Raw genomic sequence first — 24,080 nt, 5'->3', positions numbered from 1 at the left:
CTAAAATGAGGAGTGAAAATTAGAAAATCGTAATATTCGAGCTAAATGCGCATGAAAGTTGAACTTTTGGAGCTTTGAGGGGGTAAATTGAATTAGTCCTTACAAATGTTTAATTTCTTTTGAGTTAAATGTTGACACGTATCACGCAGATCACTAAAATACCGCCAATTTGTCTAATTTCCATAAACACGCAGTTTTTGGTGTTGCAGGAAGGTAGATTTGCAAATTAAATCAATTTTAATGCATTTTTATTTCTGGAGGTTGTCTTGAAGAAGTCAGCACTACTCGTCCTAGAAGATGGGACAGTATTTCACGGTGAAGCCATTGGCGCTGTAGGTTCTGCAGTTGGTGAAGTCGTTTTTAATACCTCGATGACGGGGTACCAAGAAATCCTCACTGATCCTTCCTATTCTCAACAAATCGTTACCCTTACTTACCCTCACATTGGCAATACCGGAACCAATTCCGAAGACGAAGAATCTTCTTCAATCCACGCTCAAGGCCTTGTGATTCGCGATCTCCCTCTAATCGCTTCTAACTTCCGTAATGAACAATCCCTTTCTGATTACCTTAAGTCGCAAAACGTTGTTGGTATCGCTGATATCGATACTCGTAAACTGACGCGTATTCTTCGTGAAAAAGGCGCTCAGAACGGTTGTATCGTAGCGGGTAACAATTTAGACGAAGCTTTGGCTCTAGCTAAAGCAAAAGAATTTCCTGGCCTGAAAGGTATGGACCTTGCGAAAGAAGTTACAACAAAAGAAGCGTATCAATGGAAACAAGGTTCGTGGACGCTTACGGGTGGACTTCCTGAAGCGAAAGCAGACTCTGAATTGCCATACCACGTTGTTGCTTATGACTTCGGTGCAAAACGAAACATCCTACGAATGCTTGTTGACCGCGGCTGCCGCCTAACGGTTGTTCCTGCTGAAACTTCTGCTGAAGAAGTACTAGCTCTGAACCCAGACGGTGTTTTCCTTTCAAATGGCCCTGGTGACCCAGAACCATGTACTTACGCAATTGAAGCGACAAAAGTGTTCCTAGAAAAAGGCTTACCAATCTTCGGTATTTGTCTAGGTCACCAGATTCTTGCTCTTGCGTCAGGCGCTAAGACAGTGAAGATGAAGTTTGGTCACCACGGTGCAAACCACCCGGTTAAAGATTTAGATCGTGATGTTGTGATGATTACTTCGCAAAACCACGGCTTTGCTGCTGACGAAGAAACCCTTCCAGAGACACTACGTGCAACGCACAAATCACTATTTGATGGTTCTCTACAAGGTATTCACCGTACAGACAAACCAGCATTCAGCTTCCAAGGTCACCCTGAAGCAAGCCCAGGTCCAGAAGACGCAGCGCCGTTATTCGACCACTTTATTGAACTAATCAAACAGCACACAGCGTAATTCGGAGTAGTAGACAATGCCAAAACGTACTGACATTAAAAGTATTCTTATTCTAGGTGCTGGCCCGATCGTTATCGGCCAAGCATGTGAGTTCGATTACTCTGGTGCTCAAGCTTGTAAAGCGCTTCGCGAAGAAGGTTACCGAGTTATTCTTGTAAACTCGAACCCAGCGACAATCATGACTGACCCAGATATGGCAGATGCAACTTACATCGAGCCTATCCAATGGGAAGTTGTGCGTAACATCATCGCTAAAGAGAAGCCTGATGCAGTTCTACCTACTATGGGTGGCCAAACTGCATTGAACTGTGCTCTAGACCTAGAAAAGCACGGCGTTCTTGAAGAGTTCGGTGTTGAAATGATTGGTGCAACGGCTGACGCTATCGATAAAGCAGAAGACCGTTCACGCTTCGATAAAGCAATGAAAGCAATTGGCCTTGAGTGTCCAACTGCTGATACAGCGAAAACGATGGAAGAAGCTTACAAAGTTTTAGACATGGTTGGCTTCCCTTGTATCATTCGTCCATCGTTTACGATGGGTGGTACAGGCGGCGGTATTGCTTACAACAAAGAAGAATTTGAAGAAATCTGTCGTCGTGGTTTGGACTTATCTCCAACAAACGAACTTCTTATCGATGAATCACTTATCGGTTGGAAAGAGTACGAGATGGAAGTGGTTCGTGACAAAAACGACAACTGCATCATCGTATGTGCGATTGAAAACTTCGACCCTATGGGTATTCACACAGGTGACTCAATCACCGTGGCTCCAGCTCAAACGCTGACAGACAAAGAATACCAACTAATGCGTAACGCATCTCTAGCAGTACTGCGCGAGATTGGTGTTGAAACAGGTGGTTCAAACGTACAGTTTGGTATCAACCCGAAAGATGGCCGTATGGTTATCATCGAGATGAACCCACGTGTATCTCGCTCTTCAGCACTAGCATCTAAAGCAACAGGTTTCCCAATCGCTAAGATTGCAGCGAAACTGGCTGTTGGCTTTACGCTAGACGAGCTAATGAATGACATCACTGGTGGTGCAACGCCAGCATCATTCGAACCAACAATCGACTACGTAGTAACTAAGATTCCTCGTTTTAACTTCGAGAAATTTGCAGGTGCTAACGACCGTCTAACGACGCAAATGAAGTCTGTTGGTGAAGTTATGGCTATCGGCCGTAACCAACAAGAATCTCTACAAAAAGCACTTCGCGGCCTAGAAGTTGGCGCGACTGGTTTTGACGAAATGGTAGACCTAGACGCACCAGATGCTCTAACGACTATCCGTCACGAACTTAAAGAAGCTGGCGCAGAGCGTATTTGGTACATCGCTGACGCATTCCGTGCTGGTATGTCGGTAGATGGTGTATTCAACCTAACGCAAATCGACCGTTGGTTCCTAGTTCAAATCGAAGACATCGTTAAACTAGAGCAAGAACTTAAAGCGAAAGGCTTTGCTGGTCTAAATAAAGACGAGCTAAACAAGCTCAAGCGTAAAGGTTTTGCTGATGCGCGCCTATCTAAGATTCTAGGTGTAGCGGAAAGCGAAATCCGTCGTCTGCGTGACCAATACGATATCCACCCAGTGTACAAGCGTGTAGATACGTGTGCGGCTGAGTTCTCTTCTGATACAGCTTACATGTACTCATCTTACGATGACGAGTGTGAAGCGAACCCAACAGACAAAGACAAGATCATGATTCTAGGCGGCGGTCCAAACCGTATCGGCCAAGGTATTGAATTTGACTACTGTTGTGTACACGCATCACTAGCACTACGTGAAGATGGCTACGAAACTATCATGGTTAACTGTAACCCTGAGACAGTTTCTACAGACTACGATACATCTGACCGTCTGTACTTCGAACCAGTAACTCTGGAAGACGTACTAGCAATCGCTCGTGTTGAGAAGCCAAAAGGCGTTATCGTTCAGTACGGTGGTCAAACGCCACTTAAACTGGCTCGTGCTCTTGAAGCTGCTGGCGTACCAATCATCGGTACTAGCCCAGACGCAATCGACCGTGCAGAAGACCGTGAGCGTTTCCAAGTTGCTGTAGACCGTCTAGGCCTACTTCAACCAGAAAACGCAACAGTAACAACAATGGAGCAAGCGGTTGAGAAATCTCGCGAAATCGGCTTCCCACTTGTTGTACGTCCTTCTTACGTACTTGGTGGTCGTGCGATGGAAATCGTATACGACGAGCAAGATTTACGTCGCTACTTCAACGAAGCAGTAAGCGTTTCAAACGAATCTCCAGTACTACTTGATAGCTTCCTAGACGACGCTGTTGAAGTAGACGTAGATGCGATTTGTGACGGTGAGCGCGTTGTTATCGGCGGTATCATGGAACACATCGAACAAGCGGGTGTTCACTCAGGTGACTCAGCATGTTCTCTTCCTGCATACACGCTAAGCCAAGAGATCCAAGACGTAATGCGCGAGCAAGTTGAAAAGCTAGCGTTCGAGTTGGGTGTTCGTGGTCTGATGAACACGCAGTTTGCTGTTAAGAACAATGAAGTGTACCTAATCGAGGTTAACCCTCGTGCAGCACGTACGGTTCCATTCGTATCTAAAGCAACTGGCGCGCCAATCGCTAAGATTGCAGCTCGTGTAATGGCGGGTCAATCGCTAGAGTCTCAAGGCTTTACGAAAGAAATCATCCCACCTTACTACTCAGTGAAAGAAGTTGTACTTCCATTCAACAAGTTCCCTGGTGTTGACCCACTGTTAGGCCCAGAAATGCGCTCTACTGGTGAAGTTATGGGTGTTGGCGCGACGTTCGCAGAAGCATACTCTAAAGCTGAATTGGGTTGTGGCAACATCTACCCAGAAGGCGGCCGTGCACTTCTTTCTGTTCGCGAAGGCGACAAAGAGCGTGTTGTTGACCTAGCTTCTAAGCTATCTAAGCTTGGTTACCAGTTAGACGCAACACACGGTACAGCGGTTATCCTTGGCGAAGCGGGTATCAACCCACGTCTAGTAAACAAGGTACACGAAGGTCGTCCTCACATTCTTGACCGTATCAAGAACAACGAGTACACGTACATCGTGAACACAGCTGCTGGTCGTCAAGCGATTGAAGATTCTAAAGTACTTCGTCGTGGCGCATTGGCTGAGAAAGTTAACTACACGACTACGCTAAACGCTGCATTCGCGACTTGTATGGCGCACACTGCAGACGCGAAGACGTCAGTAACTTCAGTTCAAGAGCTACACGCACAGGTTAAAGCTTCTCAAGCTTAATCGCCTAAAGTGTATCGCTGTTAAGCGGATATAAATGCTCAAAGCCCACTCTCCGGAGTGGGCTTTTTTATGCCTGTTAAATAGCATGTGTTAAATGATGAAAATCAGGAATAGGTTAGAATCTTGTGTTTCGTTGTTGTTCGTTTGCTCAGGGTGGTAACTTGTCGCTACACAAGAATTTAAGGCGTTGGGTATATGGAAATCACTCTAGAAATATTGGCTATCTTGTTTGTTGTTGCAACGGCAGCAGGCTTTATTGATGCAATGGCTGGCGGCGGTGGGTTGTTGACTCTACCTGCATTGCTCGCGGCTGGCGTGCCACCAACGCAAGCACTGGCCACTAACAAACTCCAAAGCTCATTTGGCAGCTTCTCAGCGAGTTGGTATTTCGTGCGTAACGGTATCGTCAGTATCAAGGAGATGCGCCTCGCTATCTTTTGTACTTTTATAGGCTCTGCGATTGGTGCGGAATTAGTGCAGTACATTGATGCGAGCCTTCTGACTAGTGTGATCCCACTGCTGCTTATCGCAATCTCTCTCTATTTCCTGTTAGCACCACAAACCAGAGCCTCTGAAGGCAAACAAAAGATCTCCGAAGCGATGTTTGCGCTATGTGTGGGCGGCGGTGTTGGTTTCTATGATGGGTTCTTTGGACCAGGTACAGGCTCAATCTTTACGGTTTGTTTTGTTGCGATTGGTCATTTCTCATTAGTCGATGCTACGGCACGTACCAAAGTACTGAACTTCACCTCGAACATCGCTGCACTGATCTTCTTTATTTTGGCTGGTTTGCCAATTTGGGAGCTAGGATTAGTGATGGCGGTTGGTGGCTTTATGGGAGCTCAGCTTGGCGCTAAAGTGGTGGTGACAAAAGGGCAGAAATGGATTCGCCCCCTTGTGATCGTCATGTCGATGCTGATGGCTTCTAAACTGCTTTGGGAACAGCATCAACAATGGATTCTATCAGTGTTCTAACTCTTGGAGACTGGTAGCTATTCGGTCTAACACAGACATGAATCGGTCGAATTAAGCCTGCTAATTCTGGAAAGCTATATAGGTATTGAGGCTCAATATTGAGTGTTTTTGCGATAGAAAGTGGGATTAACGCAGGCCCCGTTCCACCCAAGGCAAGCTGCGCTGCTGCAGTGTAGGCATCCATCTCCATCAAGGGTTTGATACCGAATTTTTCCAATACTGAAAGTTGATAAGAGTTAGCAGGGTTGGTCATATCGTTGGTAATGACCAATGGAGGAAGGGCCATGAGTGGCTGCTTACTCACAATGTAAAACGGCTCATCAAACAGGTGGAAGGTCATCAACCCGTGATGCGGTGGCAATAAGCCTGCGCACAACCCTAGAGTTGCCTTGCCTGATTGCACTCGTTCTATGATTCTCGGCGTGTGGTTGGTGGTAATGGTGATGTATTTATCTTGCTGGATAAATTGCCCCATCATCTCACCTAAGTAGCCCGCTATTAGAGATTTAGAGCTGTCTAAGGTGATGAGAGTGGTATCTTCCAACTCTTGTTGTTCATAAATAAGGCCACGAAGCTCATTGAACGTAGGGCCGATACTCTCGATCAATGCAACCGCATCCGGCGTCAGTTTTATCTGTCGACCACTCGGCTCGATGAGCTTTTTACCTAGCTTCTTTTCTAAATTTGCAATCCGTTTGCTGACCGCAGATTGGCTGATATAAAGCAAACTGCCAGTACGGCTCATCGTCTTTGCTTTACTCAATACCAATAGAGTTTCGATTCCTTCGAGTAGCATTTAGTAATATTCATGAAAGTTGGGAATGATTTAATCAAGTTACCTGAAACGACATTCATTCTCTAGTCTTGAGCTCATAGATATCACACAAGCTACGAACTTTGAACCAAGCTCGCGATACGCTGACCAAAATAGAAAGCGGTTTTTAGGTCATTTTCATTAACGCTGTTGTTTGTCGAGGTTGGATCCTCGTCGACACTGGCAACCAAGCCAATGCTCGAACCAGTACGATTCAGACCTAGGTCGTCGATGTGCTTAGATACATCAAGCCCTGCCCAAATCATGCCATGCTGGCAAGCTAGAGTGAAAAAGCTGAGTAGGGTTTGTTGTTGCTCTCCGTTGAGGCTGCCACCAGTGGTGAAGCTAGCAGCGAGTTTGTTTCGCCATGATTTCTTACCGTAGGTATCGCTGGTCGCATCCATAAAACTCTTAAACTGGGCTGCGGGTGACCCCATGTAAGTTGGCGCGCCAAAGACAATCGCACCACAGCTATCTAATGCTGTGAGCTTATCGTCATTGTCATACCTTCCTTCAATGATTTCAGACGAGAGAACCTCGATGAGCAGTGCTGAGCTAGGCAGTTGAGAGTTTACGCCCTCTGCGATGAGCTCTGCTACTTGCTTGGTTGCCCCACATTTAGAGAAGAAAACAATTCCAATTTTATTACTGCTCATCCTTAAACCCTCGTAGTTAGTATTAGTAAGTAAATGTCTTTATAAAGTTATTTATTTACTAATATAGTCTGGTAATCAGGTAAGTAAATAAAAAACATTATTAACTGGATTGGGATTTGGAAACGAGAGAGGGACTTTGGAAAGTGAAATTTAGGAATTCGTATTTAATGACAGATGTTTATGAGTGAATTAGAAGATGAAATAGAATTAAAAAAGGCCCCTTACGGAGCCTTTAATCAATTGTGTAGCGCTAGCTTATTTGATGGCGAACGTCGGCAGTGATAAGTGCCAGCGAATAGCCCCAAGCCTGATCAGCAGTGTTGAGAATACACCGGCTAAAAATGCCGTCTCTGAGTCGTGACCCATGCTGATTGCCATGGTGTGGAAAGCACCACCAATAATACAAGCGGTCGCGTACACTTCACTTCTTAGGATCATCGGCACTTCACGGGCAAGCACGTCGCGAATAATACCGCCACCACAACCGGTGATGACACCCATGATAATGGCCACCAATGCAGAGTCTTGGTAAATCAGTGCTTTTTCTACACCAATTCCCACGAATACCGCTAGGCCGATTGCATCACATACTGGCAGTATCCACCACGCCAGACGCTTGGGACGTCTTACAATGATCATGGTTAGCAAGCAGGTAATGATGATGACCCAAAGGTAGGTGGTGTCAGTGATCCAAAACACTGGGGTTGCACCCAATGCCATGTCACGAATTGTACCGCCGCCAATCGCGGTTACACTGCCTAGAACGGCTACGCCAAAGGGGTCCATCTTAAGACGGCCTGCGACAAAAACGCCAGAAATAGCAAAGATGGCAGTGCCAAATAAATCGATAATATAAAGCAGCATGGAGTCCATGATACTGGTGCTCTTATAGTTAAAATTGTAGGGACAGGTCGGTGGCGAATTGTACGAAAAAACGCAGCAAAAAGTTAGTGATTTTGCCTAGCTCTATCGAAGAAATCGCACACTTGTTGGATCGCTTGCAAAGTTCTGGTTGTCGGGCGATTAATCCAATCTGAATTGAGTGACCAAATCTGATTTTGAGCGACAGCAGGGATCTCTTCTTCCCAAGTTTGCCACATTGTTCCGTTCTCGATTGCGTGCTGAGACGTGAAGATCACTTCCGGTTTCTTAAGCACAACCTGTTCAATACCAACTTGCGGATAAGGGGAGGCGCTGTCTTCAAAAATATTGTGACCACCACAAAATTCAAACACCTCACTTGGCCAGTGTCCTTGTGCCACGGTAATGATCGGTTTTTCGCTAAGCTGATAGAAGTAGTTTACCGGTTCGGCGTCCTTATATTTTAGCCTTAACGCGTTGAGCTGTTCTTTGTATTGTTTGGCATTATTTTCACCGATACTCGGGTCGCTGGCGTATTGGCTGAGTTGTTCAATATTGGTCGCGATGCTGTCTAGGCTTTTGGTTTTTGAGTAGTAAATATTGAAACCAAACTGCTCTAATTTCGCGAGTTCTCTAGGCGGGTTGCCTGCAGGCCACGCAAGAATCAGATCTGGCTGCAGTGCGATGATTTTCTCAACCTTGATGCCTTGATAGTTTGCTACCTTCTCAAGCTTATCAGCCTCTGGTGGGTAATCACTTCGTTCACTTACCGCGATAAGGTTGTCACCCAAGCCAGCGCTGTACGCTAGCTCGGTTGCGTGAGGTGCTAGGCTGATAACACGTTCGGCTGTTGCTACTTCTGTAGCAAGTGAAGTGGGTGCCCATAAACTGAAGCTGAGAGTGAACGCGAGGGCTGAGCATCGTGTAACAAGTTGAGAGGGTTTCACTTTAAATCCCTTGGTGAATAATGAGTAAGGCTAGGCTCTGTAAGAATATCCAGACAGCGATGCGACCAAAAAGTAGCTTTTGAACCTGAGATAAATGCAGCGCTGATGGGGCGATTCTGCCGCCTAATTTTGCACGAATGGCTTTGGTGTTGTCATAAATGGCAGGGCCACCTAGTGATAACTCTAACTTGTTACCTACGGCGGTAATTAACCATGCAGGGCCTGGTAGAGGCCAAGAGCGACTTTGAACGAGCATCATCTTAAATGTGTGAGACGCTTTATCACCACAGACGATCATCAAGGCAAACAAGCGCATTGGTATAAATTCTAGGATAGCGACGATCTTGATTGGCGTTGAGCCAAAAGGAGAGAACTGTTTACGGCTTGGTGACCAAGCTCGAGCCAACTCGACAATCAGGCGATACATTAATGCGGCGATACCACCACCGATGGCGTACCAGAACAGCACACAAACCACGTTACGAGCGTAACCCATGATGATAGTTTCTGTAGCGGCTTTGCCTAGGCCTAGTGATGAAAGTGATTCGGTCTGGCGATTGACAATTGGAGCCAGTAACTGACGAGCGGCGGCTTTATCTTCTCGACCAAGTGCTTTGATCAACTGATTAGCCAGCTTTTCATTATTACGCCAATCAATTGCGAGTAATAGCAGTGCTAACTCAAACAGCTGAGATTGCCAAACCAAAGGTTGCAAGGCCAACAGAATAACCAGAGTCGGTAATACCATTAACCCCCAGGCTAATGTGCCCGAGATTAAGCTTTGGGAATAGTTGTGGTTGTTATTAACCTTGCTTGCTAAAAGTTCAGCAAACTTATGCCATAAGGTCGTGGGGTGCGCGGCATGAGGGATAGGTAAGATTAAATGAAAAAGCAGTACTCCCCACATTACAAGGAGCACGCCATTTGCAAATACCTGATCAAACAGTGTTTGCATGTCTAGTCGCTTACTTTAGTAGGGCAACCATTTTGATAACCATTTCAGAAGAGCTTTGTGCTGCTAGCGGCAGGAACTCTTCGAAGCTCATTGGTGATTCTTTGTCTGCAACGTCAGAGATTGCACGAACAACCACGAATGGAACTTGGAATTGGTGACAAGCTTGAGCAATCGCAGAAGCTTCCATCTCTACAGCAACCACTGATGGGAAGTGCTTACGGATGAACTCTTGGCGTTCAGCGGTACAAACAAATGCATCGCCAGTACAGATAAGGCCGCGAACAGCGTGCTTATCTTCCATTTGAGATAGCGCTTGTTCAGCAACTTGCATCAGTTTGTCGTCAGCTTTGAATGCTGCAGGTTGACCTGCCATTTGACCGATTTCGTAACCGAAAGCCGTAACGTCTGCATCGTGGTGACGAACTTCAGTCGAGATAACAACATCGCCAAGGTTCAGTGTTGAATCAAAACCGCCAGCAGAGCCAGTGTTTAGAACGACATCTGGTTGGTATTCGCTTAGTAGGATTGAAGTACCAACTGCTGCTGCTACTTTACCAATGCCTGATTGAAGCAAAACAACGTCAACACCATTTAGCTGACCAGAGAAAAAGGTACAACCGCCTTTATTAACTTCAGTAATGTCTGAAATTGCTGCTTTTAGGATCGCAACTTCTTGCTCCATTGCGCCAATGATGCCGATTTTCATGTGTAGTCTCTTAATAAAAATATTTAAACAGTAGAGCGAAATTGTAGCATGGAAGAGAAGTGTCGAGCGACAGCCCTGAGGCACTTCTCATCCGAATAGCAGCGATTTATCTGCGTATTCTTTTATCTATTTGATTAGGCCTTCGCTTTTTAGGCTTGCGCGAAGTTGTTCAGCACGCTTTCGGTTCACACCAAAATCAGAATGACCAGTACGAGATTCAGAACGCACGATCAGTTTGCCATCGGTGATCTTAAGTTCTAAGTCATCGACAAAGCGCATGATGCGTGATGTGCACTCAACACGCAGGTAATCATCGGTTTTGTTGGCCGTTTTCGCGCCCGGCAAAGTCAAAGCGACTTGCTCAATGGCATCAAGGCTTGCTGAATCGGATAGCTCGTATGCAGCCAAAGCATGTTGTTCACGGTCATCTTGTGTTGATACGCAATTTGGTTTGTCACCACAAGGTGATGATGTTCTGTCTTTCATGTCCGTGATCCCTTGGCTGCAAGCGGTTAAAGTTAAAAGTGATAGCGAGAGGAGAGCGGCTTTTTTCATAGTGTTTCCTATGGCTTGTTTTTAATTCTAATTGTAGTTATCGGAATTGGCTTGTTTGCTGTTTTTTGTTGTGCTTGTGATAAACGTATCTAATTCAAAAAAGGATCCATAATTGGATCCTTTTTTATAGTAACGAACTGAGTAATAAAGGAAGCCCACTCACACTTCTAGGTAATCTAATATCCCTTCAGCGGCTTTGCGGCCTTCATCGATGGCGGTTACCACTAAGTCAGAGCCACGAACCGCGTCGCCACCGGCAAATATTTTGCTGTTGGTGGTTTGGTACTGAAACTCTTGCTGACCAGGCGCTTTAATACGGCCCCATTGATCAAGCTCGACACCGAAAGGTTCTAGCCACTCCATAGCGTGAGGTTGGAAACCAAATGCCATGATAACGGCATCGGCTTCAAGAATGTGCTCACTGCCTGCAACAGGTTCTGGACGGCGACGGCCAGCTTCATCAGGTTCACCCAAAGCGGTTTTCACGACTTTGACGCCAACCACATGACCAGCGCTATTTAGTTCTAAGCCAATAGGTTGGAGGTTGAACTTGAACTTTACACCCTCTTCACGTGCATTCTTCACCTCACGGCGAGAGCCCGGCATATTGGCTTCATCTCGGCGGTAAGCACACACAACATTGGCCGCATGTTGGCGAATCGAGGTTCGTACACAGTCCATCGCGGTATCACCACCACCAAGCACGACCACCTTCTTACCTTGCATATCGATGAATGGGGTTGGGTTTTCTAAATCCATTACCTTGTAGGTGTTAGAGATTAGGAAAGGCAGGGCATCATAAACGCCCGGTGCATCTTCGTTGTCTAAACCTGCACGCATGTTTTTGTAGGTACCGACACCTAGGAATACAGCATCGTAATCATCGACAAGTTGTTGAAGTTGAATGTCTTTGCCAACTTCGGTATTCATTTGAAATTCAACGCCCATCTCGCTAAAGATGCGGCGACGATTTTCCATGATGCCTTTCTCAAGCTTGAACGATGGAATACCAAACGTCAGTAGGCCACCGATCTCTGGGTAACGGTCAAACACAACAGCTTTCACGCCATTGCGAACTAAGATATCAGCCGCCGCAAGGCCTGCTGGCCCCGCACCGATGATCGCGACCTTTTTATCAGTCCACTCAACGTGAGACATGTCAGGCTTCCAACCCATCTCAAAGGCTTTGTCGGTAATGTACTTTTCAATATTGCCTATCGTTACTGCACCGAAATCGTCATTGAGGGTACAAGAGCCCTCACACAAGCGGTCTTGAGGGCAAACTCGACCGCAAACCTCAGGAAGGCTGTTGGTTTGGTGAGACAGTTCAGCGGCTTCGATAATACGCCCTTCATTGGCAAGCTTAAGCCACTGAGGAATATAGTTGTGAACTGGACATTTCCATTCACAGTATGGGTTACCACAATCTAAACAGCGGTCTGCTTGCGCTTTGGCTTGCTGTTTAGTGAAAGGTTCGTAGATCTCTACAAACTCAATTTTACGTATCTTGATTGGTTTCTTCGCTGGATCTACGCGATTCACATCAATAAATTGGTATACATTCTGGCTCATTATTGGCTCCTTCCAATTATTGCGCTTGAACACGAAGTTCAGCTGAGCTGCGGCTTTGGTGGCCGAGCAAGGTGTTGAGATCTGCCGTCTTTGGTTTCACTAGGTAGAACTTTGGAATCCATTCATCAAAGTTCGCCAGAATAGCTTCAGCGTGTACTGAGCCTGTCTCTTCTAAGTGCTCAGCAATTAAGCCACGCAGATGTTCTTGGTGGATATATAAGTCAGACAAAGAAAGCGCCTCAACCGACTCGTTATTCACTCGGCCTTGGAAGTCTTCGTTCTTATCCATGACATAAGCGAAGCCACCCGTCATACCTGCACCGAAGTTAACGCCAGTCGCGCCAAGAATGGCAACAATACCACCGGTCATGTATTCACAGGCGTTGTCACCCGCACCCTCAATCACGGCAACCGTGCCTGAGTTACGTACGCCAAATCGTTCGCCAGCCGTACCAGCAGCAAATAACTTGCCTCCGGTTGCACCATACAAACAGGTGTTACCTATGATGGTTGCTTTGTTACAAGTAAATGCGGTGCCTTGGTGAGGTTTGATAACCACCTTACCGCCAGCCATGCCTTTACCAACATAGTCATTAGCATCACCCGTTAGGTAAAGTTCTACGCCGCCTGCGTTCCAAACAGCAAAGGATTGGCCTGCGGTACCGTCTAGGTACAATTTGATTGGCGATCCAGCCATGCCTTGGTTGCCATATCGCTTAGCAATTTCGCCAGAGATACGTGCGCCTATCGAACGGTCTGTATTAATCACGTTGTAGTAAAGGCTGGTGGACTGTCGTTTCTCAATCGCATAGAGAGCATCATCCAGAATCTGCTGGTTGAGCTGAGCCTTATCAAATGGCGCGTTTGGTTCGGTCCAAAACAGCGGGTGACCTTCCGGAGAGACTGGAGCTTCGAGTATTGAAGATAGATCGAGTTTGCTCTGTTTCGCTGTGAGACCTTGAACGGCTTCAAGTAAATCAGTACGGCCAATCAAGTCGGTAAGTTTTTCTACACCAAGCTCTGCAAGGTATTGGCGAACTTCATCGGCTAGGCCAGTAAAGTAGTTCACCACCATATCTGGCAGGCCTTTGAAGTATTCGCGGCGCAATGTTTCATCTTGAGTCGCGACACCCGTTGCACAGTTGTTGAGATGACAAATTCGTAAGAACTTACAACCCATTGCGACCATTGGTGCGGTACCAAAACCAAAGCTTTCAGCGCCTAAAATCGCACCTTTAATCACATCAAGACCGGTTTTCAGACCACCATCGACTTGCAGACGGATCTTATGACGAAGCCCGTTAGCAACCAATGCTTGCTGGGTTTCTGCTAGCCCTAGTTCCCAAGGACAGCCTGCGTATTTTACTGAGGTCAGTGGGCTCGCTGCGGTACCGCCATCGTAGCCAGAAATAGTGATTAGATCGGCATAGGCTTTTGCTACACCTGTCGCGATAGTACCAACACCCGGTTCGGATACTAACTTCACTGAAACCAAGGCATTAGGGTTAACTTGCTTAAGGTCGAAAATCAGCTGCGCTAGATCCTCGATAGAGTAAATATCGTGGTGTGGAGGAGGGGAAATCAGAGTGACACCTTGAACTGAGTATCTCAGTTTGGCGATTTCTGCCGTGACTTTATGACCCGGTAGCTGACCACCTTCGCCGGGTTTCGCCCCTTGTGCAACTTTGATTTGTAGAACATCCGCATTGGTTAAGTAATGTGGCGTTACACCAAAACGACCAGAGGCAATCTGTTTGATGCGTGAGTTACGGTCGGTACCAAAGCGTCGTGGATCTTCACCGCCTTCACCAGAGTTTGAGTAACCACCTAAGCGATTCATCGCCATGGCCAGCGCTTCATGAGCTTCTGGGCTCAGAGCACCAATCGACATCGCTGCTGAGTCAAAGCGCTTAAAGAGGTCACTGCTCGGCTCTACTTGCTCAAGTGTTAGTGGCTTATCGGCTTTTTTAAGGCTCATTAAGTCACGCAGCATCGCGGCAGGGCGAGCATTTACCTGCTTAGCAAAAGATAGGTAATCCGACGTTTCGCCAGTTTTCACTGCGGTTTGCAGAGTGCCGACCACATCTGGGTTATAGGCGTGGTATTCACCGCCATGGACGTATTTCAGTAAACCACCGTGCTCGATCGGTTTACGCTTGGTCCACGCTTTACGCGATAAGTTATAGATATCTTGTTGGAAATCGCTAAAGCTAGCACCTTGGATTCGTGTGGTAACTCCGCGGAAACAGAGTTCAACAACGTCGGAATGTAGGCCAACGGCTTCGAAAAGTTGCGAACAACGATATGAAGCAATCGTAGAAATACCCATCTTCGACATGATCTTATACAGACCTTTGTTGATGCCGTTCTGGTAGTTCTGCATCGCGGTGCGATAGTCTTTATCTAAAGAGCCATCATCTAACATTTTACCTAATGCTTCATAAGCCAGGTATGGGTAAACCGCGGTCGCACCGAAGCCAAGTAGCACTGCGAATTGGTGTGGGTCTCGAGCAGTTGCTGTCTCAACCACGATGTTGGCATCGCAACGCAGATTGGTATCAGCAAGTCTTGTTTGCACCGCACCAACCAACATGGCTGCAGGGATTGGTAGTTTGCCTTTCTCTAACCCTTTATCCGACAGCACAACTAAAACGGCACCTTCACGGACTTCTTGTTCGGCGCTATCACATACTGCTTTGATTGCTTGTTCAAGGTCTTGATGGTTAGGGTCATAGTGCATGCTGAGAATAACATGACGGTAATGTTTTTGACTTAACTGCAGAAGCTGCTGTATGTCTGAGTAAAGCAGTACTGGTGAATCAAACGTGACACGATAGGCGTGACCGTCTGTCTCACAGAACACATTCATCTCTTTACCAATACTGGTCGCCAAAGACATCACGTGTTTTTCACGCAGTGGATCAATTGGTGGGTTGGTGACCTGTGCAAACTTCTGGCGGAAGTAATCAGTAACCAGACGCTCTTTTGAAGAGAGCACAGCCATCGGCGTATCATCGCCCATTGAACCTACCGCTTCTTGACCCATGTCACCAAGTACACGCAGTACTTGGTCTGATTCCTCGTTGCTCATCGCAAACTGTTTTTGGTAGGTCTTTAGCGTGTCATCGTCAAAGCTACGCTTACCGACTTGGTCATCTTGCAGCGCAGAAAATGGCGTTAACTTGTGAACGTTCTTTTCCATCCACTCTTTATATGGGTGGCGACCTTTGAGGTCATTGTCGATCTCATTAGATTGCCACAGCTTGCCGCGGCGAGTATCTATTACCAGTAGTTCACCTGGACCAACACGGCCTTTTTCTGCAACTTCATCCGGTGCGTAGTTCCAGATACCGACCTCAGATGCCAGTGTGATTAGATTATCTTTGGTAATCACATAACGCGCAGGACGCAGGCCATTTCTATCAAGGTTACATGCGGCGTAACGACCATCTGAAAGTACGATGCCAGCAGGGCCATCCCACGGTTCCATGTGCTTGGAGTTGAAGTCGTAAAAGGCACGCAGATCTGGGTCCATGTCTGGGTGATTTTGCCATGCGGGCGGAACAAGCATACGCATCGCTCGGAACACATCCATACCTCCGGCAAGGAACAGGTCGAGCATGTTATCTAGGCTTGAAGAATCTGAGCCTGTCTCATTCACAAAAGGTGCAGCGGTTTGCAAATCGGGAAGCAGCGGTGAAGAGAATTTATAGGCACGAGCCTTAGCCCACTGTCGGTTACCTTCTATGGTATTAATCTCACCATTGTGCGCCAAATAGCGGAATGGTTGAGCCAGTGGCCAGCGTGGTTGTGTGTTGGTTGAAAAACGCTGGTGGAACAGACATATCGCCGATTCCATACGTAAGTCTGCAAGATCGAGGTAAAATCGCGGAAGATCGGCAGGCATACACAGACCTTTATAGACCATCACCTGTGTTGAAAGGCTACAGATATAGAAATCTTTGTCTTCGGTGATCTGCTTTTCAATTCTGCGACGAGCAATGTATAGGCGTCGTTCGATGTCGCGTTCACGCCAACCTGCAGGTGCTGAGATAAAGACTTGTTGAATGTTGGGGACTGAGTCTTTTGCGATTGGACCTAACACGTCGGTGTTAGTCGGCACAACACGCCAGCCTGCGACGGTGAGTGTCTCTTGAGCGAGCTCTTTATTGACGATGTCTTGCGCGGATTGCGCTTTGATTGGGTCTTGGCTGAAGAAAATCATGCCAACAGCGTATTGCTTGCCGAGGTTAAAGTTATTCTCTTCTGCGATAATTCTGAGGTAAGAGTCTGGTTTCTGCAGTAATAAGCCACAGCCATCTCCGGTTTTACCATCCGCAGCGATACCACCACGGTGTGTCATTCGATCTAGGGCTGAAATAGCAGTTCTTACCAACTTATGACTAGGTTGGCCTTCCATTTGCGCTATTAAACCAAATCCACAGTTGTCTTTTTCAAGACTAGGATCATATAGAGCCATTGCAATTCTCCCTTTTGCTTCTCTGTCATCCAGACAGTAAATGACTAACTATTCATGTACTTGTTGTTTTTTATAAACTGATAGTTTGCTTTAGCCAGTTAAAACGTTATTGGTTGTGTTAACAAAACCGATTGATTTTATTTTCATCAGCTTTACAACGTATAGCTAATTGTGTTTAAGGTCAAGTTCATGGTTAATTATCATGCATAAACGCGATTAGCCACTTAATAATCTAAAATAGTCGATGGATATCAATGAGATATGCAAGATGAATGTTAATGATATTTAACATATACAACAGGGTGTTTTTGAAAACGCCGAAGGCCAGATAGAAAAAAGGCTAGCATTGAGTGCTAGCCAAATATAAAAGTTAGGAAGGGTGTTACTTTTCCTCTAGGCTAACGTCATTGACGCTAGCCCGAGAAATATTATGCGGAAAGCATGAGTGAATCAGCTTTCGCTTCTAAGTTTGAGTTACCCATTAAGAAGTCATCAATAGCAATTGCACATTCACGACCTTCATTAATACAACGTACCACTAGAGACTGACCTGTACGCATATCACCAGCAGCGAAAACGCCTTTCTGGTTAGTTGCGTAACCTTCAGAAGCGACGTTACCGCGCTCGTCCAGTTTAATGTCTAGTTGAGCTAGCACACCTGTTGGCTCTGGGTGTAAGAAACCCATCGCTAGGAATGCCATATCACAAGGGATAACACGTTCTGTGTTCGCCACTTCATCAAAGCTTGGGCGCTCACCAGGTTTCGCATCTTGCCAAACGATGTCAGCAATACGTAGACCCGTCACTTGACCTTGCTCGTTACCGATGAACTCTTTAGTCAAGATGTTCCAGTGACGCTCACAACCTTCTTCGTGAGAAGTCGTTGTTTTCATGATCATTGGGTATTGAGGCCAAGGCATATTTGCAGGACGCTTCTCTGGTGGGATCGGCATGATCTCTACCTGAGTAATGCTTGCTGCTTTATGACGGTTTGAGGTACCTACACAGTCAGAACCCGTATCACCACCACCGATAACCACAATGTGCTTATCTTGAGCGTGAATCTCTTCTGTTTTCAGATCTAGGTCGTTGGCACGACGGTTGTTTTGGCCAAGGAATTCCATCGCAAAATGAACGCCTTTTAGCTCACGACCTGGAATTGGTAGGTCACGAGGAACCGTAGAACCACCTGTTAGCAAGACTACATCAAACTCTTGACGTAGTTGCTGAGCGTTAACATCAACACCGATGTGCTGGTTCACTTTAAACTCAACGCCCGCTTCAGCCATTAGGTTGATCTTACGATCAATCACGTCCATACCCAGTTTGAAGTCTGGGATACCGAAACGCAGTAGGCCGCCAACTTTCTCGTCACGTTCAAATACAGTCACTGAGTGACCTGCACTGTTCAGTTGCTCAGCAGCGGCTAGGCCTGCAGGGCCTGAACCGATAACAGCTACTGTTTTGCCTGTGCGAGAACGAGGTGTTTTAGGTTTTGCGTAGCCTTCACGGTACGCAGTTTCTACAATGGTTTTCTCGATATTACAGATAGTGATTGGGTCTTGGTTGATACCTAGTACACAAGCACTCTCACAAGGAGAAGGACACACACGACCTGTAAATTCAGGGAAGTTATTAGTTGAGCTTAGGATGTTCCAAGCCTCTTCCCAGCTGTCACGGTAAACCGCGTCATTGAATTCTGGGATGATGTTACCAATCGGACAACCGCTGTGACAGAAAGGTACGCCACAGTCCATACAACGAGATGCTTGAGTATTGATCTTGTCACCAAACTCTTCGTTAAGTACGAACTCTTTGTTGTCTTCGATACGAACTGACGGGTCGAGCTTCTTTGGAAGCTCACGACCGTGTTCTAAAAATCCAGTAGGCTTACCCATTATACTGCCTCCACTTCTTCCGTTTGTGCTTGTTGTGCTTCAGCTTTACGCTTCTCAAGAACTGCTTTGTAGTCGCGTGGCATTACTTTAATTAGTGATGCAACACTTGCTTCAAAGTTGTCTAGGAAAGACTGAGCAACTTCACTTCCTGTGAATTCAACGTGCTTGGTTAGCATATCTAGTAGAAGATCTTTATCTTCTTGTTCAATTGGATCTAGGTCTACAAGTTCAGAGTTAAGCTTGGTTTCGAAGTCGCCCGCTTTATCCCAAACATAAGCGACACCGCCACTCATACCCGCAGCAAAGTTACGACCCGTTGAGCCAAGGATAATAGCAACACCGCCAGTCATGTATTCACAACCGTGGTCACCAACGCCTTCAACAACAACCTTCGCGCCTGAGTTACGAACACAGAAACGTTCGCCAGCCATACCGCGAATGAAAGATTCACCTGAGGTCGCGCCGTAGAAACATACGTTACCAACCACGATGTTATCTTCAGCAACGATAGAAGATTTCGCATCTGGGTACAGTACCAAAGTACCGCCCGATAGACCTTTACCCCAGTAATCGTTCGCGTCGCCTTCTACTTCGAACTTAACACCTTTCGCAAGGAACGCACCGAAAGATTGACCAGCACTACCGTGGAACTTAACGTTCATTGGTTGTGGTAAACCTTGGTCTTTGTAAACCTTCGAGATTTCGTTAGACAGCATGGTACCCGCAGAGCGGTCCGTGTTGATGATAGGGAAGGTCGCATTTACGGCTTCGCCTTTCTCAAGTGCAGGAATCGCAGCTTGAATCAACTTACGGTCTAGAACATCTTCTAGGTTGTGGTTTTGTTGTGTTTGGTTGTAGATACCATCTTCTTCACGAGCCTGCTCAATGTGCAGTACAGGTGTTAGATCTAGGTTCTTGTACTTCCAGTGGCCGATGTCGTCACGAACTTTAAGTTTGTGCGATTGACCCACCATCTCATCGATAGAGCGGAATCCAAGTTCAGCCATTACTTCACGTAGGCCTTCAGCCATGTATTGGAAGAAGGTTACTACGTCTTCTACGCGGCCGTCGAAACGCTCACGTAGAGTCTTGTTCTGTGTTGCGATACCAACAGGACATGTATTCTTGTGACACTTACGCATCATGATACAGCCTTCAACAACCAATGCTGCTGTTGCTACGCCCCATTCTTCAGCACCAAGTAGTGTTGCTACTGCAAGGTCACGTGGTGTTTTCATCTGACCATCAGACTGAACAACGATACGGTTACGTAGGCCATTTTTCAGTAGTGTTTGGTGCGTTTCCGCTAGACCAAGCTCCCAAGGCAAACCAGTGTGACGGATAGAAGACATCGGAGATGCACCCGTACCACCATCAAAACCTGCGATAAGTACTACGTCAGCTTTCGCTTTTGCTACACCCGATGCAATCGTACCTACGCCCGCTTCCGATACTAGCTTCACGTTGACACGGCCGTTACGGTTCGCGTTTTTCAGATCGTAGATCAGCTGAGCCAAATCTTCGATTGAGTAGATATCGTGGTGTGGCGGTGGAGAGATAAGACCTACGCCCGGAGTCGAGTGACGCGTTGCGCCGATCCAGTCATCAACCTTATCACCAGGTAGTTGACCACCCTCACCAGGTTTCGCACCTTGAGCCATCTTGATTTGCAGCTCATCAGCGTTAGATAGGTAGTAAGACGTTACACCAAAGCGACCTGAAGCCACTTGTTTGATTGCAGAGCGTTCCCAGTCACCGTTTTCTTTACGTTCGAAACGTGCTGGATCTTCACCACCTTCACCTGAGTTTGATTTCGCGCCAATGCGGTTCATTGCAACAGCCAGTGTTGAGTGAGCCTCGTGCGAGATTGAACCAAAGCTCATTGCGCCAGTAGCGAAACGCTTAAGAATGTTCTCGATTGGTTCTACTTCTGCTAGAGGAATAGAGCCTGCAGGGTTTTTGATGAAATCCAGTTGGCTACGTAGCGTTGCTGCGTTGTCGCCTTGGTCATCGACTGCTTTTGCGTACTTCTTGAACTGACCGTAGTCTTTGTTACGCGTCGATTCTTGAAGTAGAGAAATCGTTTCTGGGTTGAATAGGTGCTTCTCACCACGTTGTTTCCACTGGTAAACACCACCAACATCAAGGATCTGAGCTGGGATTTCACGAGCTGGGTAACCAACACGGTGACGAACCAGTACTTCACGTGCGATATCGTCGATCGTTAGACCTTGGATACGAGAAACAGTACCTGTGAAGTATTTTTCAACCACTGATTTGCTAACACCAAGTGCTTCAAAGATTTGTGCACCGTGGTAAGACTGCAGCGTAGAGATACCCATCTTCGAGAAGATCTTAAGTAGACCGCCGTTAACACCTTTACGGTAGTTATCGAATAACTCACGTGGGTGTACGTTTGGATCTAGCTTCTTCGTACGTTGCAGTTCAACAATCGTTTCAATAACTAGGTATGGGTTAACTGCGTTCGCACCGTAACCGATAAGCGTTGCAAAGTGGTGTGTCTCACGAGCGTCGCCCGTTTCAACCACGATGTCACACTTAGCACGTAGACCTTTACGGATTAGGTGGTGGTGAACCGCGCCAACAGCCAGCATTGCTGGAATAGCGGCATGGTTAGAGTTAACCGCACGGTCAGTTAGTAGGATGATAGAGTAGCCATCAATCACTGCGTCTTCTGCGTATTGGCAGATACGCTTAAGTGCGCGCTCTAATTTACCTTGGTCGCCATTTGCTTGGAATACGATATCCAGCGTCTTCGCTTGAAGGTGCTCGTTATCGATTGCACGCAGTTTTTCTAACTCAGAGTTAGACAGTACTGGAGACTCAAGCTCTACTTTTTGACAGTGTTCAGGTGTTTCAGCAAGTAAGTTCTGATCTTTACCTAGGTAAGTGTTCAGAGACATAACCATACGCTCACGAATCGGGTCGATCGGCGGGTTAGTTACTTGTGCAAACAACTGTTTGAAGTAGTTTGAAAGATGCTGCGATTGATGAGAAAGAATCGCTAGCGGCCAGTCAGCACCCATTGCAGAAAGTGGCTCGTAGCCTGTTTTCGCAAGAGGTAGAATGATTTCGTTAACTTCTTCAGAGCTCACACCAAACGATTGTTGTTTGTGGAGAAGTTTCTCTGGAGAAGGTTGACTAAATTCGTTGCTCGCATCTGGTAGCTTTTTCAAGCTCAGAAGGTTCTCTTCAACCCACTTTTCGTAGGGTTGTGCTTTAGCAATGCTGTCTTTCACTTCTTCATCAGAAATGATGCGGCCTTGCTCAAGGTCAGCAACAAAAATACGACCTGGTTGCAGGCGACCACGGTACTCAACGTTTTCAGGTGCAATCTCAACTACGCCAGATTCAGACGCCATTACTAGGAAATCGTCTTTTGTTACTGTGTAGCGAGAAGGACGCAGACCGTTACGGTCTAGCGTTGCACCTACTTGAACACCATCGGTGAAACATACAGATGCTGGGCCATCCCATGGTTCCATTACGTTCGCGTGGTACTGGTAGAACGCACGACGAGTTGGGTCCATGTTTTTGTTTTCTTGCCATGCTTCCGGGATCATCATCATCAACGCATGTGGCAGAGTACGACCTGAGAGAACAAGTAGCTCAAGTGCCATATCGAAGTTTGATGAATCCGAACTACCTTCCTGACAGATAGGCAGTAGCATGTCGATTTCAGCTTGTGTAAACAGATCCGATTCTAGGATTGCTTCACGCGCTTTCATCCAGTTCAGGTTGCCGCGAACCGTATTGATTTCGCCATTATGCGCGATGTAACGGAAAGGCTGAGCTAGACGCCAACGTGGGAATGTATTGGTAGAGAAGCGAGAGTGTACCAGTGCTAGAGCTGTCACCATTGTTGGGTTTTGCAGGTCTAGGAAGTACTGAGGAACTTGTTCAGTTGTTAGCTGACCTTTGTACACCAATGTCTTGTAAGACATAGAGTTGATGTAGAAGTCATCACCGATATTTGAAACGCTTTCTAGGCATACACGAACCGTGTAGTTACGTAGAACATACAGTTTACGCTCAAGCTCTTCTGGTGTGATACCAGGGCCGCCAGAAATAAATACGTGTTCAAATTGAGGTTCAGTGCTTAGTGGGTCAGCACCAATCATTGAATTGTCAGTTGGAAGTTCACGGTAACCGATCACTTCTAACTCAAGGCGTTGTGCATTGCGTTCTAGAATGTCACGACACTGTGCACGTTTGTGTTCATCTTTAGGGAAAAGTACAACACCAACACCATATTTTTCAAAAGATGGCAGCTTAATTCCAAGCTTTACGGCTTCTTCTAGTAAGAATTCGTGCGGCTTCTGTAGCAGGATACCTGCACCATCACCAGAACACGGATCGCAGCCTTGGCCGCCACGGTGTTCCATACGTGCAAGCATATCGAGTGCTTGAGTTACTACATCATGAGATTTGCGATTCTTTAGATGCGCAACAAAACCGATACCACAAGCGTCATGCTCCAATTCAGGAGTATACAGACCCTGTGAGTTCTGCTCTTGATCTACCATAGATACATCCTTCCAGTTAAATCTAGGCGCAACTTATTTGTATAAAGTCAGCCTTGTCCTTTTATATTTATGGGTCTAAACCTGCCTATGCTGGCGGTTTGAATCCTTTCCGTATCTCGCAGGAAAAGTATTGCGAGAAAAACAATCCTTAGTGATACCTGTTTATTTTTAACCACAAACTAGTGGTTTATATAGGTGGGAGTTAGATATCACCGACTTATTAGCAAGTTTTCGTTGTAAGTAAATACTCAAAAATAGCCAATATGTGTAAGTATCCTACAATTTTGTCTAGGCGAATTGCAATGAAAGTTGACCCATGTAGACCATTTTTTTCGTTTTATTTTGAATTTAATGCCTAACAAATGTGCAACATTAGGCAAATAGAGCCGATTTTTTGCATGTTTATTGATATTTGTTAGGTTGCTCGCAAAAAGCCTTGAGTAAACTAATTGGTCGAATTT

At 46.3% G+C, this 24,080-nt stretch carries 14 protein-coding genes; 3 read left to right on the top strand and 11 right to left on the bottom strand.

All coding sequences use genetic code 11. The annotated features are described in order from the left end of the window. The first annotated feature begins 266 nt into the window (after nucleotides 1-266). From carA to AB4507_RS13425, 3 genes are all read left to right on the top strand, one after another. Complete coding sequence (carA, locus tag AB4507_RS13435) at nucleotides 267-1,406, top strand: glutamine-hydrolyzing carbamoyl-phosphate synthase small subunit (protein WP_048609692.1); 1,140 nt, start codon at nucleotides 267-269, stop codon at nucleotides 1,404-1,406. Between the two features lie 16 nt (nucleotides 1,407-1,422). Beyond that, nucleotides 1,423-4,653, top strand: coding sequence for a carbamoyl-phosphate synthase large subunit (gene carB / locus AB4507_RS13430; protein ID WP_061019048.1), 3,231 nt, complete (start codon nucleotides 1,423-1,425; stop codon nucleotides 4,651-4,653). A gap of 195 nt (nucleotides 4,654-4,848) precedes the next feature. Then, nucleotides 4,849-5,628, top strand: coding sequence for a TSUP family transporter (locus tag AB4507_RS13425; protein ID WP_102319698.1), 780 nt, complete (start codon nucleotides 4,849-4,851; stop codon nucleotides 5,626-5,628). Here AB4507_RS13425 and AB4507_RS13420 read toward each other — a convergent pair. From AB4507_RS13420 to gltB (AB4507_RS13370), 11 genes are all read right to left on the bottom strand, one after another. Continuing rightward, the gene (locus AB4507_RS13420) at nucleotides 5,579-6,424 is read right to left on the bottom strand and encodes a LysR family transcriptional regulator (protein WP_372182828.1); all 846 of its coding nucleotides are present in this window, start codon (nucleotides 6,422-6,424) and stop codon (nucleotides 5,579-5,581) included. The two genes, AB4507_RS13425 and AB4507_RS13420, sit on opposite strands and share 50 nt — an antisense overlap. A 92-nt stretch (nucleotides 6,425-6,516) precedes the next feature. Next, nucleotides 6,517-7,098, bottom strand: coding sequence for a flavodoxin family protein (locus AB4507_RS13415; RefSeq protein WP_372182827.1), 582 nt, complete (start codon nucleotides 7,096-7,098; stop codon nucleotides 6,517-6,519). A gap of 255 nt (nucleotides 7,099-7,353) precedes the next feature. Further along, nucleotides 7,354-7,971, bottom strand: coding sequence for a TRIC cation channel family protein (locus AB4507_RS13410; RefSeq protein WP_048658038.1), 618 nt, complete (start codon nucleotides 7,969-7,971; stop codon nucleotides 7,354-7,356). Between the two features lie 74 nt (nucleotides 7,972-8,045). Then, the gene (gene btuF, locus AB4507_RS13405) at nucleotides 8,046-8,906 is read right to left on the bottom strand and encodes a vitamin B12 ABC transporter substrate-binding protein BtuF (protein WP_017630248.1); all 861 of its coding nucleotides are present in this window, start codon (nucleotides 8,904-8,906) and stop codon (nucleotides 8,046-8,048) included. A gap of 1 nt (nucleotide 8,907) precedes the next feature. Next, the gene (locus tag AB4507_RS13400; RefSeq protein WP_372182826.1) at nucleotides 8,908-9,861 is read right to left on the bottom strand and encodes a cobalamin biosynthesis family protein; all 954 of its coding nucleotides are present in this window, start codon (nucleotides 9,859-9,861) and stop codon (nucleotides 8,908-8,910) included. A gap of 10 nt (nucleotides 9,862-9,871) precedes the next feature. After that, a complete protein-coding gene (gene mtnN / locus AB4507_RS13395; RefSeq protein WP_017630246.1) occupies nucleotides 9,872-10,567 on the bottom strand; it encodes a 5'-methylthioadenosine/S-adenosylhomocysteine nucleosidase in 696 nt (231 codons plus the stop codon). Nucleotides 10,568-10,693: 126 nt separating this feature from the next. Continuing rightward, nucleotides 10,694-11,122: a DUF1499 domain-containing protein gene (locus tag AB4507_RS13390; protein ID WP_372182825.1), complete on the bottom strand. Its 429-nt coding sequence runs from the start codon at nucleotides 11,120-11,122 to the stop codon at nucleotides 10,694-10,696. 159 nt (nucleotides 11,123-11,281) lie between these two features. Further along, a complete protein-coding gene (locus AB4507_RS13385; protein ID WP_372182824.1) occupies nucleotides 11,282-12,694 on the bottom strand; it encodes an FAD-dependent oxidoreductase in 1,413 nt (470 codons plus the stop codon). A 16-nt stretch (nucleotides 12,695-12,710) separates the two neighbouring features. Next, entirely contained in the window at nucleotides 12,711-17,174 is a 4,464-nt protein-coding gene (gltB, locus tag AB4507_RS13380; protein WP_372182823.1) for a glutamate synthase large subunit, read from the bottom strand. A 428-nt stretch (nucleotides 17,175-17,602) separates the two neighbouring features. Then, entirely contained in the window at nucleotides 17,603-19,072 is a 1,470-nt protein-coding gene (locus tag AB4507_RS13375) for a glutamate synthase subunit beta (RefSeq protein WP_017630242.1), read from the bottom strand. After that, a complete protein-coding gene (gene gltB, locus AB4507_RS13370) occupies nucleotides 19,072-23,619 on the bottom strand; it encodes a glutamate synthase large subunit (protein WP_123423002.1) in 4,548 nt (1,515 codons plus the stop codon). Before gltB (AB4507_RS13370) ends, AB4507_RS13375 begins: the two co-directional genes overlap by 1 nt. Nucleotides 23,620-24,080 lie beyond the last annotated feature (461 nt).

Origin of the sequence: Vibrio sp. 10N.222.54.A3 (assembly GCF_041474095.1) — a bacterium.
Classification (GTDB): domain Bacteria; phylum Pseudomonadota; class Gammaproteobacteria; order Enterobacterales; family Vibrionaceae; genus Vibrio; species Vibrio crassostreae_C.
The sequence above is the reverse complement of the archived record's forward strand: the minus strand, read 5'-3'. Positions and strand labels throughout refer to the sequence as shown.

Coding starts and splice junctions, on each gene's coding strand:
- carB (WP_061019048.1), top strand. CDS start 1,423: ATGCCAAAACGTACTGACATTAAAAGTATTCTTATTCTAGGTGCTGGC.
- AB4507_RS13425 (WP_102319698.1), top strand. CDS start 4,849: ATGGAAATCACTCTAGAAATATTGGCTATCTTGTTTGTTGTTGCAACG.
- AB4507_RS13420 (WP_372182828.1), bottom strand. CDS start 6,424: ATGCTACTCGAAGGAATCGAAACTCTATTGGTATTGAGTAAAGCAAAG.
- AB4507_RS13415 (WP_372182827.1), bottom strand. CDS start 7,098: ATGAGCAGTAATAAAATTGGAATTGTTTTCTTCTCTAAATGTGGGGCA.
- AB4507_RS13410 (WP_048658038.1), bottom strand. CDS start 7,971: ATGGACTCCATGCTGCTTTATATTATCGATTTATTTGGCACTGCCATC.
- AB4507_RS13400 (WP_372182826.1), bottom strand. CDS start 9,861: ATGCAAACACTGTTTGATCAGGTATTTGCAAATGGCGTGCTCCTTGTA.
- mtnN (WP_017630246.1), bottom strand. CDS start 10,567: ATGAAAATCGGCATCATTGGCGCAATGGAGCAAGAAGTTGCGATCCTA.
- AB4507_RS13390 (WP_372182825.1), bottom strand. CDS start 11,122: ATGAAAAAAGCCGCTCTCCTCTCGCTATCACTTTTAACTTTAACCGCT.
- AB4507_RS13385 (WP_372182824.1), bottom strand. CDS start 12,694: ATGAGCCAGAATGTATACCAATTTATTGATGTGAATCGCGTAGATCCA.
- gltB (WP_372182823.1), bottom strand. CDS start 17,174: ATGGCTCTATATGATCCTAGTCTTGAAAAAGACAACTGTGGATTTGGT.
- AB4507_RS13375 (WP_017630242.1), bottom strand. CDS start 19,072: ATGGGTAAGCCTACTGGATTTTTAGAACACGGTCGTGAGCTTCCAAAG.
- gltB (WP_123423002.1), bottom strand. CDS start 23,619: ATGGTAGATCAAGAGCAGAACTCACAGGGTCTGTATACTCCTGAATTG.